The following is a 15,373-nucleotide window of genomic DNA, read 5'->3' as shown; positions in this document are numbered from 1 at the left end:
GCAGGTTGAAGGTGCGGTAACACGCACTGGAGGACCGAACCGGTGTCTGTTGAAATAGACTCGGATGACTTGTGGTTAGGGGTGAAAGGCCAACCAAACTCGGGAATAGCTGGTTCTCCGCGAAAGCTATTTAGGTAGCGCCTCGCATGTATTCTCCAGGGGGTAGAGCACTGGATGGGCTAGGGGGTCCCACAGACTTACCAAACCCAACCAAACTCCGAATACCTGGAAGAACTATGCGGGAGACACACAGTGGGTGCTAACGTCCATTGTGGAGAGGGAAACAACCCAGACCAACAGCTAAGGCCCCAAATTCGTGGCTAAGTGGGAAAGGATGTAAGAATCCCAAAACAACCAGGAGGTTGGCTTAGAAGCAGCCATCCTTTAAAGAAAGCGTAACAGCTCACTGGTCTAAATAAGGGTTCTCGCGCCGAAGATGTAACGGGGCTCAAGCCACGAGCCGAAGCTTTGGGTTTGCCCGCAAGGGCAAGCGGTAGCGGAGCGTTCCGTAATCCGTCGAAGGGATAGCCGTGAGGCGTCCTGGAGGTATCGGAAGTGCGAATGCTGACATGAGTAACGACAAACACTGTGAAAGACAGTGTCGCCGAAAGTCCAAGGGTTCCTGCGTAAAGTTAATCTTCGCAGGGTTAGCCGGCCCCTAAGGCGAGGCCGAAAGGCGTAGTCGATGGGAACCACGTTAATATTCGTGGGCCAGCAGGTGGTGACGCGTTGCGGAAGCTGTTCGAGATTACTGGATTTCTCGGGCAGCCTAGCGGCGCCAGGAAATAGCCCCTGCATGAGACCGTACCCGAAACCGACACAGGTGGACAGGTAGAGTATACCAAGGCGCTTGAGAGAATGACGTTGAAGGAACTCGGCAATCTACCTCCGTAACTTCGGGATAAGGAGGCCTTCCGTTCGCGCAAGCGGGCGGGAGGGGCACAGACCAGGGGGTGGCAACTGTTTAACAAAAACACAGGGCTCTGCGAAATCGCAAGATGACGTATAGGGTCTGACGCCTGCCCGGTGCCGGAAGGTTAAGAGGAGGAGTGCAAGCTCTGAATTGAAGCCCCGGTAAACGGCGGCCGTAAATATAACGGTCCTAAGGTAGCGAAATTCCTTGTCGGGTAAGTTCCGACCTGCACGAATGGCGTAATGACTTCCCCGCTGTCTCCAACGTCAGCTCAGTGAAATTGAATTCCCCGTGAAGATGCGGGGTTCCTGCGGTCAGACGGAAAGACCCCGTGCACCTTTACTGTAACTTTGCATTGGCATTCGTGTCGGCATGTGTAGGATAGGTGGTAGGCTTTGAAGCATGGGCGCCAGCTCGTGTGGAGCCACCCTTGAAATACCACCCTTATCGTCATGGATGTCTAACCGCGCGCCGTCATCCGGCGCCGGGACAATGCATGGTAGGCAGTTTGACTGGGGCGGTCGCCTCCCAAAGAGTAACGGAGGCGCGCGATGGTGGGCTCAGACCGGTCGGAAATCGGTCGTCGAGTGCAATGGCATAAGCCTGCCTGACTGCGAGACAGACAAGTCGAGCAGAGACGAAAGTCGGTCATAGTGATCCGGTGGTCCCTCGTGGAAGGGCCATCGCTCAACGGATAAAAGGTACGCCGGGGATAACAGGCTGATAACCCCCAAGAGTCCATATCGACGGGGTTGTTTGGCACCTCGATGTCGGCTCATCACATCCTGGGGCTGGAGAAGGTCCCAAGGGTTCGGCTGTTCGCCGATTAAAGTGGTACGTGAGCTGGGTTCAGAACGTCGTGAGACAGTTCGGTCCCTATCTGCCGTGGGTGTAGGAGAATTGAGAGGATTTGTCCCTAGTACGAGAGGACCGGGATGAACATACCTCTGGTGGACCTGTTGTGGCGCCAGCCGCAGTGCAGGGTAGCTATGTATGGACGGGATAACCGCTGAATGCATCTAAGCGGGAAACCCACCTCAAAACGAGTTCTCCCTTGAGAGCCGTGGAAGACGACCACGTTGATAGGCCGGGTGTGGAAGTGCGGCAACGCATGGAGCTTACCGGTACTAATAGCTCGATTGGCTTGATCGCTCTCATTTATCGACGCCCATACTCGTGTGGCGTGAATAGAAAGACCTCATTTGCTTCGAAGATGTGTTTCGCCGGCCTGGTGGCCTTCGGCGGAGCGATCAGACCCGATCCCATCCCGAACTCGGCCGTCAAACGCTTCTGCGCCAATGGTACTATGTCTCAAGACCTGGGAGAGTAGGTCGTCGCCAGGCCTGCGAAGCACATCGAATCCTCTTATCGAGACTTTTTCAGCAGTGCTGCTTTCGCCGCGCTGCTTTTTTGTCTTCGCGCTTTGTCTTAGCGCGTATAGTTTAGCGTGTTTCTCTTGGCGCGGGGTGGAGCAGCCCGGTAGCTCGTCAGGCTCATAACCTGAAGGTCGTCAGTTCAAATCTGGCCCCCGCAACCAATCCAATTCCAAAAACCCCGGCTCTTGCAGCCGGGGTTTTTCTTTGTGCGCTGATAGGCTTTGCGGCATTTTCGTCGGGGAGCCATTGCCGATACGGTCCGGCATCTCATCAAACAGGCGCCGCTTCATTTCTGATGAGAATGAGGACGCGCGATCGCGGGAATCGGCGCAACGCTGGGCAAGTTGAAAGAGGGACCGCCATGCCCGAGTGGCTCGACAATCTCATTCCCATCAAAGCGCCGGAACTGAAGCACGAACAACTCGCGGGCTGGCGGCCGACGCGCGCTGCAGCCGAGGGACTCGGCTGTCGCCTTCTTGCCGATCAGCGCATAGAGGCGGCCGGCGGCGTCACCCTGTCGGCCGATGTTTATACCCCCCGCGCGCCGGGCCGCTATCCGGCGATCGTCCAGTTCGCCGCCTATACGCGCGAGCTGCATACCGCTGGCGCGCCTACAGGCAGCAATGAGATCGGCTCGCCGCCCGTCTTCACTTCCCGCGGCTATGTCCAGGTGGTAGTGGAGCGGCGGGGCATGGGCCGCTCGGGCGGGACGCAAAATGTCTTCCTGTCTCCCGAGGATGTCGACGACCATGAACAGGCGGTCGCCTGGGCCGCTGTCCAGCCCTGGTGCGACGGCCGTGTGGCGCTGTTCGGCACGTCTTACTACGGCATGACGCAGCCTCTCGTCGCCGTGCGCCGTCCGCCGGCGCTAAAAGCGTTTTTCTGCAATGAGATCTGCACGGATTATTTCCGGCATCTCGCGCAGTTCGGCGGCGTCTTCAACCTCTATTTCTGCAATCTCTGGATGGGCGCCAACTTCACGCCGGCGATGTATAGCCTGCGCGTGCCGCCGGTCGCCCGGGCGCTCCTCAGCCATGTCTTCAACTCGCCGCTCCAGCGCTTGTGGCGACCTTTGCTGATGAAGCGGATAGACGCCATCTACCGGGCCTTCATGTCCAAAACGCCGGTCAAGCCGGTGCGCGAATGGTACGCGAACTGGATGCTCGACGGAAAATCGCGAGAGACTTGCGTGCTTCAGTCCGGCCCTTCGGGAGATCTCGGCAAGATCGAGATCCCTTTCGTCGTCGTGCAGAATCTCGGCTATTTCAACCTGCACCAGTTCGGCGCCTATGATCTGTTCCAGAACGCCGCGACGCCGGCGGACCGCAAATGGATGATCCTCGCCCCGCCGCGCTACGAGCTTCCGGTCTATGCCTGGCAATTGGAAGCGCTCGCGTTTTTCGATCATATTCTCTACGGCGTGGACAATGGCTACGCCAGCCAACCGGCCGTCCGCTACTGGCTTGAAGGCGAGGAGCGGTACATTGGCGCCGCCAATTTTCCGGCGCCGGGAACGGCGCAGCAACGCTTCTATCTCGCCTCGGGCGGCGCGGACGCGGCGCGCCACAAACTGTCGGAGACGCCGGGGAGGGGCGAGAATCGCTGGGCCGCCGTTCCGCTGGGCCTGCCGGTGCTCGGTGGGTTCGATGAAGTGGCGAATCAGACGCTCACATTCGAAATGACCGCGGCGCGGCCGATGACGCTTGCTGGCCCCGTATCGCTCAATCTCGTCTTCAGCTCGAATGAGATCGATTCCCATCTCGTGGCGCGGCTCGGCCGCGTCGCCAAGGACGGCGCCTACAGCCTTCTCTCACTCGGAGCCATGAGTCCGGCGCGGCGGCGGCGTGATCCGGCGCGCGATACGGCCTGTGAGATCGTGCATGACACATCCGTGCGCGAGCCCTTAGAGCCGGGCAAGGCGGTGACGCTCTCCTTCAGCCTTACGCCTGGACCGACCCGGCTTGAGCCCGGCGACCGGTTGCGACTCGACATCGCGAGCCGCCTCGATCTGCTGCGCAGCGACGTCAGCCATGGCTATGTGCATTTCGACATGCCGGGGCCGCCCTATTTCGCGCGGAACACGCTGCATTACGGGCCGGATACTTATCTTACCGTGTCCGAGGCGCCGGCGGCGTGAGAGCCTGTAACAACACGAATCTATGAATTCGGCTTCCTCGACAGCAGCCATAGCGCGGAGATGAAAAATCCCTTCGTAAGCGGGAGCAAGAGCAACACGAGCGCGATCGTTAGCGGCACAACGATCAGCATCTCGACAGCGTAGGAGTAACGTCCGCTGCTCTCCAATATGAAGAGAAGCGGCACGACTGTAATCGTCACGGCGCCGACGGTCAGCCATGCTGGGCCATCATCCGCATCGAGGCCCGCAAAACTTTCGCGGCAATGCGCGCAAGATTCACGCGGCTTGAGGTAGCTCGCGAACAGCTTGCCCTTGCCACAGTTTGGGCATTTTCGCGTCAGTCCGCGAAACAAGGATTTGCCCGGCGATGTATCGCTGTTCATTGACGCCAAACCGATTGACAGCGATCGCCGCGCCGCGTGCGCGCTGATCGCATTGCAAGTCCATCGCAAGCGTGGATCTCGCTTCTGATTTAAGGGGATAGGTTTTTATGGCGCCGCAGGCAACCGCCCCCTGCCGAGCGTCGGTTCAAGTCCGTAAGGCGGCGCAAGACAAGGGACGCGGTCGGCGCTAGGCTCTTTCCCGTATTTGTGCGGGGCCGGTCATTCTTGAACGACATTTCACGCACCGCTGAACGGGAGGAGCGCGGCCGCGATCTTTCATCGCGCGTCTTTCCGCTGCGTGTGCGAGGATTGGCCGAGGCCTTGCGCACAGCGCTGGAGCAGGAGCGGGCGCTACGCCGTCCGTTTCTCTGGCTGGTCGTCGCGTCAGGCGGCGGCGTCGTGCTCTATTTCTCGGCCGAGCGTGAACCTTCGCTGGCGCTTTGCCTTTGCGCGCTTGCCGCTTTTGCAGTCTTGGCCGCGCTTACGCGCCGGCACGCCCGCGCCCACGCGCTTTTTCTGACGCTCGCTTTCATCGCCTTGGGATTTGCGTCGGGCGCCTGGCGGACGGCGCGCGTCGCGGCGCCGCTCGTTCCACGCGTTGGCATCGGTGAGCTGACCGGCTTCGTCGAGGAGGTGGATCTACGCCGGGCCGGCGCGCGCTTTATCCTGCGCGTCGCGAGCGCCGAAGGCTTTCCGGATGACATCGTTCCCGCCCGCGTGCGTCTGACGACGCGCGGCGAGCCGAATTTTTCAGCCGGCGACTTCATAGCCTTAAAGGCGCGGCTGATGCCGCCGGCTGGGGCGGCGCTCCCCGGCGGCTATGATTTCGCGCGGGACGCTTTTTTTGCGCGCATCGGCGCGGTCGGCAACGCGCTTGGACGCATCGAGACGATGTCGCCGCCTGAACCGGCGCCGTTCTCGCTGCGTTTTTTCGCGCACGTTGACCATATGCGTAACGCCTTGGCGATGCGCGTCTATCGAATCATCGAAGGCGATGCGGGCGCGATCGCCGCCGCCATGGTGACGGGCAAGCGCGACTTGCTGTCGGACGACGCCAAGAATCTCATTCGCCGGGCGGGCATATTTCACATCATCACCATTTCCGGCGTTCAGATGACGCTCGTCGCGGGCATCTTCTTCGTCGGTTTTCGGCGCCTGTTGGCGATGTCGCAAACGCTTGCGCTGAATTATCCGATCAAGAAATGGGCGGCGGCGCTCGCGATGCTCGGCGCCATTCTCTACGACATCGGCACGGGCTCTCGCGTCGGCACCGAGCGCGCGCTCGTGATGACTCTCATCATGCTTGCGGCGGTTCTCTTCGATCGGCCGTCGCTGTCGATGCGCAATCTGGCGCTTGCCGCGCTCTTCATCATCGCTGTCGAGCCGGAGGCGTTGCTCGGCGCGAGCTTTCAGCTCTCCTTCGCGGCGGTGGCGGCCTTGATCGCCGTGTACGAATGGCGCGGCGAATATCTCGCGAAGCGCCGCATCGACGATCGCGCGCCGCGAGGGCGATTGGGCGCGCTTCGCGAAAGCGTCGCCGAGCGCCTGCTGCATGGACCCGGGGCGGCGATCTTCGCAACGCTATGTGCGACCTCGGCGACCGCTTCCTTCATGGCGAATGATTTTCATGAGCTCAGCCCCTATGTGCTGATCGGCAATCCGCTGACGCTGGCGATCATCGAATTCTTCGCCGTTCCCTGCGCGCTCGTCGGCGCCGCGCTTTACCCCTTGGGCCTCGACGGCTTCATCTGGCGCTATCTCAAGCTGGGCATCGACCTCGTGACCTATCTCGCCGGGCTGATCGCGAGCGCCCCTGGCGCGAGTCTGCCGGTCAAAGCCTTTGCCCCCTGGGCGATCCTTTTCCTTTCGCTTGCGGTCTTATCGCTCGTGCTCTGGCGCACTTGGGCCTGGCGCGCGCTCGCCATTCCTCTCGCCTTGATCGGACTGATGGGCGCGAGGAGCGGCGCGCCTTTTGATCTCGCCGTGCCGGCGACGGGAGAATCGGCGGCGCTGCGCCTGCCGTCCGGACAGCTCGCCGTCTTGGGGCAAAAGCCCAGCGCTTTCGCCGCGGAACAATGGTTGCGGGCGGACGGAGACGCGCGCCAGTCCGCGGACGCCAGGAGCGGCGTCGCCTGCGACGACACGGGTTGCGTGGCGAAGGCCGTCAATGGCCGCTTTGTCGCGCTCGTCGCCGGGCGCGGCGGCTTCTTCGAAGACTGCGCGCGCGCCGCCGTCATCGTGACGCCTCTCTACGCGCCATTGGGCTGTGCGGCGCCGATCGTGATCGATCGCCACAGACTATCGGAAACCGGGGCAGTGACTTTGCGGTTCAAGGCGGAGGGCGTCGAATGGACGACGGCGCGCGCGATCGATGAGGATCGGCCCTGGTCGCCGGCGCCCCGCAATCGCCGCACGTCAGGATTCACGGCGCCGCTGAGCGATGAAGAGCGCAGCGCTGAAGATGCGCGCGCGATGGAGCCGCTGGAGTAGGGCGGCGCAATTCACGCGTCATTGCGAGGAGCGTCGCGACGAAGCAATCCAGGGGCGGCGTCAAAGCGCTGGATAGCGTCGCTACGCTCGCAATGACGGCGTCGCATAGAAGTTAGTATTTCCGCAGGAGGCTCACGAGCCTGCCCTGAATGCGCACGCGATCGGGGCCGAAGATCCGCGTCTCATAGGCGGGATTGGCGGCCTCCAACGCGATCGAGGCGCCGCGCTTGCGCAGACGTTTGAGCGTCGCCTCCTCATCGTCGATCAGCGCCACGACGATGTCGCCGGTGTCGGCGCTGTCCTGCTTGCGGATCACGACCGTATCGCCGTCGAGGATTCCCGCTTCGATCATCGAATCGCCGCGCACTTCGAGCGCGAAGTGCTCGCCGCTCGAGAGCAGGTCGGGCGGCAGGCTGATGGTGTGGCTGCGATTCTGGATGGCGGAGATCGGCGTGCCGGCGGCGATGCGCCCCATGACCGGAATGGCGACCTGATGGTCGCCTTCGTCCTCGAAACGTTCGCTGAGCGGCCGGACGCGCCCGAGATTCCCCTCGATGACGGACGGCGAGAACTTGCCGTTGCGCCCGCCGGCGGTGCGCGGCGTGGCCGATTCAGGCAGACGCAGAACTTCGAGCGCGCGGGCGCGATTGGGCAGGCGGCGGATGAATCCGCGTTCCTCGAGCGCGAGAATCAGCCGATGAATCCCCGATTTCGACCGCAGGTCGAGCGCGTCCTTCATCTCGTCGAAGGACGGCGGCACGCCCGACTCCTTCAGACGTTCATGAATGAAGCGCAACAGATCGTTTTGTTTTTTGGTCAGCATCGCCGCACCGCCCCGCAAGCCGAATCGTTGATTTTGGCTGAGCCGCAGCTTCTGGCTCGATAACCTAAACAAATCATGAACAGAACGATATCGGTTCTTACTGCGTTCCGCAAGCCATATGTTCACGCTTTGGTTAAACCATCATCGTGACGAACTATGTTCGCCTCGCGTGCGCCGTGTTAGACGGGCCGACCCAATTCGAGGAATTCGCCGCGCTCATGTCACAGGTCGTCACCCGCTTCGCTCCATCGCCCACCGGCTTTCTGCACATCGGCGGGGCGCGCACGGCGCTGTTCAACTGGCTTTACGCCAAGAAGCACGGCGGGCGGATGATGCTGCGAATCGAAGACACCGACCGCGAGCGCTCCACGCAAGCGGCGATCGGCGCCATCATCGATGGCCTCCAGTGGCTCGGCCTCGAATGGGATGGCGACATCGTCTACCAGTCCTCGCGGGCCGCGCGCCATGCCGAGGTCGCCGAAGCGCTGCTGGCGCAGGGACACGCCTATCGCTGCTACGCCACGGCGCAGGAGCTCGAGGAGATGCGCGAGAAGGCTAAGGCGGAAAAGCGCCCTTGGCGCTACGACGGCCGCTGGCGCGACCGCGATCCCGCCGAGGCGCCCGCCGGCGCGCCCTATGTCGTGCGCATCAAGGCGCCCCAGGACGGCGAGACGATCGTCGATGACGCCGTGCAGGGACGCGTCGTCTTTCAGAACAAGGATCTTGACGACTTCATTCTGCTGCGCTCGGACGGCGCGCCAACCTACATGCTCGCGGTCGTCGTCGACGATCACGACATGGGCGTCACGCAGATCATTCGCGGCGACGATCATCTCACCAATGCTGGGCGCCAGACGCATATCTATCAGGCGATGGGGTGGACGATCCCGGCCTTCGCGCATATTCCGCTGATTCACGGACCGGACGGCGCCAAGCTTTCGAAGCGCCATGGCGCGCTCGGCGTCGACGCCTACCGCGGGATGGGCTATCTGCCGGCCGCGCTGCGCAACTACCTCGTTCGATTGGGGTGGTCGCAGGGCGACAAGGAGTTCTTCACGACGCCGGAGATGGTCGAGTCGTTTGATCTCGCGCAGGTGCACCGTTCGCCGGCGCGCTTCGATTTCGCCAAGCTCGAAAATATGAACGGCCATTATCTGCGCGATAGCGATGATGACGAGCTGTTGGATTTGCTCGTCGCCACGCTTCCCTATCTCGAAGGCGGCGGCGCCATCGCACAGGCGCTCGACGACAGAACGCGTGGGCAGTTGCGCGCCGCCTTGCCGGGCCTGAAGGCGCGTGCGAAGACTTTGAACGAACTTCTCGACGGCGCGGGCTTTCTCTTCGCGCAGCGTCCGCTGTCGCTCGACGCAAAGGCGGCGCAGCTGCTTTCGGCGGAAGCGCGCGTGCGGCTTGCGCAGCTTGTCGAGAAACTTGCAGGGCTTCCGAACTGGACGGCCGCAACGACGGAAGCGGTCGTGCGCGATCTCGCGACAGCGCTTGGCGTCAAACTGGGCGATCTCGCACAGCCTTTGCGCGCCGCGCTCACCGGCCGCGCGACCTCGCCCGGCATTTTCGACGTGCTGGAAATTTTGGGGCGCGAGGAAAGTCTTGCGCGAATTTCCGATCAGGCGGCTATGGCGTAACCCGCATCGCCGCGGCGTTGGCGCGCGTAAAAATCGCTGACGCGATTTTCGGCGCCGCGCCGTTTTCCGCGCCACGGCGAAACACATCGCCCTTATTCGCGAGGCATGCGCGAAACGCGTGGCGCGCGCTTGACAGCCCTTGCGGTTGATATAGCTTTTTGCACCGCACAACAAACCGAATGCAACGCATCGGCGTGCGCGTGAAAGCGACGACATCGCGAATGTGACGCAATTCATGCATAGCGTTCGCGCGCGTCGCGCCGCGATCCGGCTCGTTGCGAGCGCGGGGGCGGTTGAGAGGGGAGCGGGTATGCCGGAGAAGAATGCTATCTTCACAGTCGGCGACGGATCGGTCGATTTGCCGATCAAGGATGGCACGCTGGGGCCGTCCGTTGCGGACATCCGCAATCTCTACGCCGAAACCGGCATGTTCACCTTCGATCCGGGATTCACCGCGACGGCGTCATGCGAATCGAAGATCACCTTTATCGACGGTGAAGCCGGCGTTCTACTTTATCGCGGCTATCCGATTGAACAGCTTGCCGAACATGGCGACTTTCTCGAAACCTGCTACCTGCTGCTTTATGGAGAATTGCCGTCCGCCGCCGAGAAGGCGAATTTCGACTATCGGATCACGCGCCACACAATGGTGCATGAGCAGATGGCGCGATTCTTCCAGGGGTTCCGCCGCGACGCGCATCCGATGGCGGTGATGGTCGCCTCCGTGGGCGCGCTCTCCGCCTTCTATCACGACTCGACGAACATCGCCGATCCCACCCAGCGGATGGTGGCGTCGACGCGCATGATCGCGAAGATCCCGACGCTCGCGGCGATGGCCTATAAATATTCGGTCGGCCAGCCGTTCGTTTATCCAAAGAACGACCTCGACTACACGTCGAACTTCCTGCGCATGTGCTTCGCCGTCCCCTGCGAGGAATATAAAGTCAATCCGGTGCTGTCGCGCGCGCTCGACCGGATCTTCATCCTGCACGCCGATCACGAACAGAACGCATCGACCTCGACCGTTCGACTGTCCGGCTCGTCTGGGGCGAATCCTTTCGCCTGCATTGCGGCGGGCATCGCCTCGCTTTGGGGGCCGGCGCATGGCGGCGCCAATGAAGCGGTGCTGAAAATGCTCGCGGAAATCGGCACGCCGGACCGCATTCCGCAGTTCATCACGCGCGCCAAGGACAAGAACGATCCGTTTCGCCTCATGGGCTTTGGCCATCGCGTCTATAAGAACTACGATCCGCGCGCCAAGATCATGCAGCGCACCACGCGCGAAGTGTTGAACGAACTCGGCGTCAAGGACGATCTGCTCGACGTCGCGCTGGAGCTCGAGCGCATCGCCCTGCACGATGATTATTTCATCGAGAAACAACTCTATCCCAACATCGACTTCTATTCTGGCATCACGCTCAAGGCGATGAATTTCCCGACGGCGATGTTCACGGTGTTGTTCGCGGTCGCGCGCACTGTCGGCTGGATCGCCCAGTGGAAGGAGATGATCGAGGATCAGGGTTCGCGCATCGGTCGTCCGCGTCAGCTCTATACGGGCGAGAAGCAGCGGGACTATGTGCCGATGTCGAAGCGGTGATGATGCGCGCCGGGCCGCGGTAGGCGCTCGTCTCCACTCCCATCCGGCGCGGAATCGCTCTGGCCAGTCTTCACCTTGGTTTGCAGCGCGACATGTTCTCACCGGCGTCTCTTGATGGGACGCGACGTGATGCTATAGGTCGGCGGACCCGGAGCGCCTTTGTCGCAATTATCCGATCTGCTGTTCGAAACGCGCATCGCCACCGAGAGCGTCGCCGACTTTCTCGCGGGCGGGCGCCTGCGGCTTGGCGTCACCGGCCTGTCGCGCTCCGGCAAGACGGTCTTCATCACCGCGCTCGTGCACCATTTGACGCGGGCGATATCGGCGCGGCCGGAAAAGGGCGGCGAGAGCAAGACTCAGCTCCCGGTGTTTCGCGCGCTCGCCGAAGGTCGCATCACCTCGGCGCATCTCGATCCGCAGCCCGATTACAGCGTCCCGCGCTTCGCTTACGAGGAGCATCTTGCGGCGCTCACCGGGCTAGACCGGCATTGGCCGCAATCGACGCGACGTATCTCCGAACTGCGGGTGACGCTGGAATATCGCTCGAAGGGCTGGTCGCTGCGCAAAGGCTTCGGCCAGGGGCCGACGCGACTCGACATCGACATCGTCGATTATCCCGGCGAATGGCTGCTCGACCTGCCGCTTCTTGGCAAATCCTACGCGCAATGGTCTCACGAGACGCTCGACGCCTCGAGCGCCTCTGCGCGGGCGATGATCGCAAGCGAGTGGCGGGGCCTGACCGCGAATACGGACGTCAAGGCGCGCTATAGCGAAGAAACCGCGCAGAAGCTGGCGCAGACCTTCACCCAATATCTGCGTCTGGCGCGCTCCGAGCGTTTCGCGCTCTCGAGCCTGCCGCCGGGTCGGTTTCTGATGCCGGGCGATCTCGAAGGATCGCCGGCGCTGACCTTCGCGCCGCTGCCCGTCTCCGAGGGCGAGGAGTTGCCCTATCGCAGCCTGGGGCGCGAAATGGAGCGACGATACGAGGCCTACAAGTCGCAAGTCGTACGGCCGTTCTTTCGGGACCATTTCGCGCGGCTCGATCGGCAGATCGTGCTCGTCGACGCGCTTGCGGCGCTCAATTCCGGTCCTGAGGCGGTGCGCGATCTGGAGACGGCGCTGACCGACGTGCTGACGGCTTTTCGCACCGGCCGCGCCAATCTGTTCTCCACGATCTTTCGCCCGAAGATCGACCGCATTCTCTTCGCGGCCACAAAGGCCGACCATCTGCATCACACGAGCCATGACCGGCTCGAAGCGATCCTGCGTCACCTGACCGCCCGCGCCATAGAGCGCGCGGAAGGCGTGGGCGCCTCGATCGACGTGATCGCGCTCGCCGCCGTTCGCGCCACCCGCGAAGCGATGGTGCGGCATGAGGGCGATAAGCTTTCGGCTATTGTCGGCACGCCTGTTGCTGGGGAGCGCATTGGCCACGAGACTTTCGACGGCGTGGCGGAAGGCGCCATTTTCCCCGGCGAGTTGCCGGCGGATCCGCGCGATGTGTTTAAAGGCGAGGCGCTGGCCGTTTCCGATGAAGAAGCCGACTTCCGCTTTCTTAAATTCAGGCCGCCGGCCGCGGTGCTGGGCGCCGACCAGAAGCCGCTGCCGTTGCCGCATATCAGGCTCGATCGCGCGATGGAGTTTCTTTTCGGCGACCGATTGAAGTAACGCCGCTGTCGGCGGCGAAGTCCGCGCTACCTATGCAAGGCAAAGCCATTCGATATCTGAATTGAGGGAGCTTCATATGGAAGGTCATGTCTATAAGGTCGTCGAACTCGTCGGGTCTTCGCCCGACAGCGTCGAGGACGCCGTGGCAGCGGCGCTCAAGCGCGCCGGCGAAACGCTGCGTAACTTGCGATGGTTCGAAGTCGCGCAGATTCGCGGCAACATCAATAAGGGCGCCGTCAGCGATTATCAGGTGGTGCTGAAGGTCGGCTTCACGCTCGACCGCGAAGACGAGAGCATGGGATAAAGCGGAAGCCGACAGGGTTTCAGCTAAGAAGGCCGGCGTTCAATGACGCCGTTAGTCGGCTGCTGCATACCAAGAGCCATAAGGGGAAATGTTTACTTTCCCCCTATCAATCGCGCACATGATGCGATGAATATCGCGTAACCGGTTTTCATCCCAAAGTTCAAAAATATCGTGATCTAGATTTAATAGATGTGCAAGATATGGATTAGACCTCTGTTCGGGAGGCAAAGTTCCTCTGATAACTTCTTCAAAATAATTCCTTCTTACGTGCCACGCTAGCATATCTGCTGCTTGCAATGGCAAGAAGTCATCATCTTTCTCAAATCTCGGGAATCCTCGTACCGTGTTCTTCACGTGATCAGGTGCAACAGATAGAAATTTTTTGAACTGACTCTCGAGAATGGGCTTTTTCTCATTATCCTGAGAATCGAATATGAAATCGACCTTGCAACCTTTGTAAAGCCGATTGCACAATGATGTTATTCCTATCATTACACAAAAAAAAGACAAGAAATACGGTCTATTAATTACTTCTAAATCAAACTTATTTGACAAATACTTTTTGTAAAGGTCTCTCGGAATAACAGAAACTATACCGTGTCTTACGTGCTTGCCCGGAACTACGCATAGTTTTTGCAGTCGCTTATCCCGGTCCTGTTCTGAAAATCCAAAAAAAACGGAATTTCTATTGTTCAGTTGGAAGGCGTCGCTCATTCTAAATTTTCTCAATGGGTGCGGCTCATCCAAATCTAGAACTGACTTCCACTCGGAAGTGAAATTTGCCCATTCGTCAATACTGGCTAGATAGCCGGCCAACACAAAAACCGGCGACACTGCGTCATTCCCGCTGTCATCAATATATGCTTGTAACATCATCCAAATATGCTCCAGGGTCAGGTTAAAAACAGGTTAGCTGCGCCAGCAGAAAATGTCTCATGCCGTGACCTCTGGAGGCGCGAATTGCGGCACGAAGGAAGCGGAAGCCGCTGAGGGCTTCCGCTCTGCCTCGTCAGGACATGAACCGTCCAGCGGCTTCTGGGCTAGGCGCTTGCGCTGAGTTCGACCAGAAGCGCGTGCTTGCACTGAGCATTTGCTGCGCGTCGGAGAACAGGCGGCGCGTGTCCTCCGTCGTCATCTCGATATGTTTGCTCGTCCAATTCTGAAGAACCGACGCGGTCTCGGTGAACGAGCGCGACGCCGTCAGCTTTGAGGCAAGTTCCGCCGTCAACGCCGCTTCCTGCTGCATGCGCTCCATTAAGACGCGGTTGGAGTCCTGCAGACAGTCCCAGATTTCGGTCCGCGCTTCGCTGAAATCTTCCAGCCGTCGCCGTCCCTCCGCAGCAACTTCCGCCACCGCTTCGGCGGGTTGCGCATTTTCGCTGCGCCGCTCTTCCTGCTGGGTCATGTCGCGTCTCTCCCTCATCTGAAACGCCAGCTCCCCGGGGCGACTATATAAGACCACTTCAGGGAATGTCTGTGACGATCGCTCCTCCGTGCATTGCCGAAGCTTGACGATTTCGAGCGACCCCAGCGGCTCGACAAAGCGCCGCCTTTCGGTTATGGACCGGGACTCAACTAGAACAGCGTTCCGAAACGCTCGTCGGCCCCAAGGCTAAGACGAAACGGCAGGAGTTTTCGTTATGAACATTATCGAGCAGCTCGAGGCGGAACATGCCGCCAAGCTTATCGAGGGCAAGAAAATCCCCGAGTTTCGGCCGGGAGATACGGTGATCGTCAACGTCAAGGTGAAGGAAGGCGAGCGCGCGCGTATTCAGGCTTATGAAGGCGTCGTCATCTCCCGCCAGGGCGGCGGGCTGAACGAGAGCTTCACCGTCCGCAAGATTTCCTATGGCGAGGGCGTCGAGCGCGTCTTCCCGATCCATGGGCCGCTGATCGACTCGATCAAGCTCGTGCGCCGCGGCAAGGTGCGCCGCGCCAAGCTCTATTATCTGCGCGATCGCCGCGGCAAATCCGCCCGCATCGCCGAGCGCATCGACACCAAGCCGAAGGCCGTCGCAGGCAAATAACGACAGTTTTCG

Annotated in this window: 11 protein-coding genes, 1 tRNA gene and 2 rRNA genes (1 of these 14 cut by a window edge); 10 read left to right on the top strand and 4 right to left on the bottom strand. The window is 60.8% G+C overall.

Going from position 1 to position 15,373, the window contains the following annotated elements; genetic code table 11:
• From ACPS74_RS02815 to ACPS74_RS02800, 4 genes are all read left to right on the top strand, one after another.
• Positions 1–2,065 (top strand): 23S ribosomal RNA (locus ACPS74_RS02815); it begins 757 nt to the left of the window's first position.
• Between the two features lie 75 nt (positions 2,066–2,140).
• A 5S ribosomal RNA gene (gene rrf, locus ACPS74_RS02810) occupies positions 2,141–2,256 on the top strand.
• 117 nt (positions 2,257–2,373) lie between these two features.
• Positions 2,374–2,450, top strand: a tRNA-Met gene (locus tag ACPS74_RS02805).
• A gap of 200 nt (positions 2,451–2,650) precedes the next feature.
• Positions 2,651–4,426, top strand: coding sequence for a CocE/NonD family hydrolase (locus tag ACPS74_RS02800; protein WP_029650049.1), 1,776 nt, complete (start codon positions 2,651–2,653; stop codon positions 4,424–4,426).
• Between the two features lie 20 nt (positions 4,427–4,446).
• Here the strand turns inward: ACPS74_RS02800 and ACPS74_RS02795 are convergent, their stop codons facing one another.
• Entirely contained in the window at positions 4,447–4,809 is a 363-nt protein-coding gene (locus ACPS74_RS02795) for a DUF983 domain-containing protein (protein ID WP_029650046.1), read from the bottom strand.
• Between the two features lie 225 nt (positions 4,810–5,034).
• Here ACPS74_RS02795 and ACPS74_RS02790 point away from each other — a divergent pair, with 225 nt between their 5' ends.
• The gene (locus tag ACPS74_RS02790) at positions 5,035–7,299 is read left to right on the top strand and encodes a ComEC/Rec2 family competence protein (RefSeq protein WP_036241736.1); all 2,265 of its coding nucleotides are present in this window, start codon (positions 5,035–5,037) and stop codon (positions 7,297–7,299) included.
• Between the two features lie 112 nt (positions 7,300–7,411).
• Here the strand turns inward: ACPS74_RS02790 and lexA are convergent, their stop codons facing one another.
• Entirely contained in the window at positions 7,412–8,122 is a 711-nt protein-coding gene (gene lexA / locus ACPS74_RS02785; RefSeq protein ID WP_029650043.1) for a transcriptional repressor LexA, read from the bottom strand.
• A 218-nt stretch (positions 8,123–8,340) separates the two neighbouring features.
• On the opposite strand from lexA, the gene gltX reads away from it, so the two are divergent.
• The 4 genes from gltX (at position 8,341) to ACPS74_RS02765 (ending at position 13,334) form a co-directional block, all read left to right on the top strand.
• Positions 8,341–9,765: a glutamate--tRNA ligase gene (gltX, locus tag ACPS74_RS02780; RefSeq protein ID WP_029650042.1), complete on the top strand. Its 1,425-nt coding sequence runs from the start codon at positions 8,341–8,343 to the stop codon at positions 9,763–9,765.
• Between the two features lie 310 nt (positions 9,766–10,075).
• On the top strand, positions 10,076–11,362 hold the full coding sequence (locus ACPS74_RS02775) for a citrate synthase (RefSeq protein ID WP_026222933.1): 1,287 nt from the start codon (positions 10,076–10,078) through the stop codon (positions 11,360–11,362).
• Positions 11,363–11,521: 159 nt separating this feature from the next.
• A complete protein-coding gene (locus tag ACPS74_RS02770) occupies positions 11,522–13,030 on the top strand; it encodes a YcjX family protein (protein WP_029650038.1) in 1,509 nt (502 codons plus the stop codon).
• Between the two features lie 76 nt (positions 13,031–13,106).
• Positions 13,107–13,334 (top strand): dodecin, encoded by a 228-nt coding sequence (locus tag ACPS74_RS02765; protein ID WP_018408140.1) that lies wholly within the window; start codon positions 13,107–13,109, stop codon positions 13,332–13,334.
• 51 nt (positions 13,335–13,385) lie between these two features.
• Here the strand turns inward: ACPS74_RS02765 and ACPS74_RS02760 are convergent, their stop codons facing one another.
• On the bottom strand, positions 13,386–14,210 hold the full coding sequence (locus ACPS74_RS02760) for a DUF3800 domain-containing protein (protein WP_083481345.1): 825 nt from the start codon (positions 14,208–14,210) through the stop codon (positions 13,386–13,388).
• Positions 14,211–14,343: 133 nt separating this feature from the next.
• On the bottom strand, positions 14,344–14,739 hold the full coding sequence (locus ACPS74_RS02755) for a hypothetical protein (protein ID WP_029650036.1): 396 nt from the start codon (positions 14,737–14,739) through the stop codon (positions 14,344–14,346).
• A gap of 235 nt (positions 14,740–14,974) precedes the next feature.
• Between ACPS74_RS02755 and rplS the strand changes: the two genes are divergently transcribed.
• A complete protein-coding gene (gene rplS, locus ACPS74_RS02750) occupies positions 14,975–15,361 on the top strand; it encodes a 50S ribosomal protein L19 (protein WP_029650034.1) in 387 nt (128 codons plus the stop codon).
• Positions 15,362–15,373: the final 12 nt, after the last annotated feature.

It is taken from the genome of Methylocystis sp. SB2 (assembly GCF_049817085.1).
Classification (GTDB): Bacteria; Pseudomonadota; Alphaproteobacteria; order Rhizobiales; family Beijerinckiaceae; genus Methylocystis; species Methylocystis rosea.
Note: the sequence above shows the minus strand (reverse complement) of the source record. Positions and strands in the feature narration are given on the sequence as shown.

Coding starts and splice junctions, on each gene's coding strand:
- ACPS74_RS02800 (WP_029650049.1), top strand. CDS start 2,651: ATGCCCGAGTGGCTCGACAATCTCATTCCCATCAAAGCGCCGGAACTG.
- ACPS74_RS02795 (WP_029650046.1), bottom strand. CDS start 4,809: ATGAACAGCGATACATCGCCGGGCAAATCCTTGTTTCGCGGACTGACG.
- lexA (WP_029650043.1), bottom strand. CDS start 8,122: ATGCTGACCAAAAAACAAAACGATCTGTTGCGCTTCATTCATGAACGT.
- gltX (WP_029650042.1), top strand. CDS start 8,341: ATGTCACAGGTCGTCACCCGCTTCGCTCCATCGCCCACCGGCTTTCTG.
- ACPS74_RS02775 (WP_026222933.1), top strand. CDS start 10,076: ATGCCGGAGAAGAATGCTATCTTCACAGTCGGCGACGGATCGGTCGAT.
- ACPS74_RS02765 (WP_018408140.1), top strand. CDS start 13,107: ATGGAAGGTCATGTCTATAAGGTCGTCGAACTCGTCGGGTCTTCGCCC.
- ACPS74_RS02760 (WP_083481345.1), bottom strand. CDS start 14,210: ATGATGTTACAAGCATATATTGATGACAGCGGGAATGACGCAGTGTCG.
- ACPS74_RS02755 (WP_029650036.1), bottom strand. CDS start 14,739: ATGACCCAGCAGGAAGAGCGGCGCAGCGAAAATGCGCAACCCGCCGAA.
- rplS (WP_029650034.1), top strand. CDS start 14,975: ATGAACATTATCGAGCAGCTCGAGGCGGAACATGCCGCCAAGCTTATC.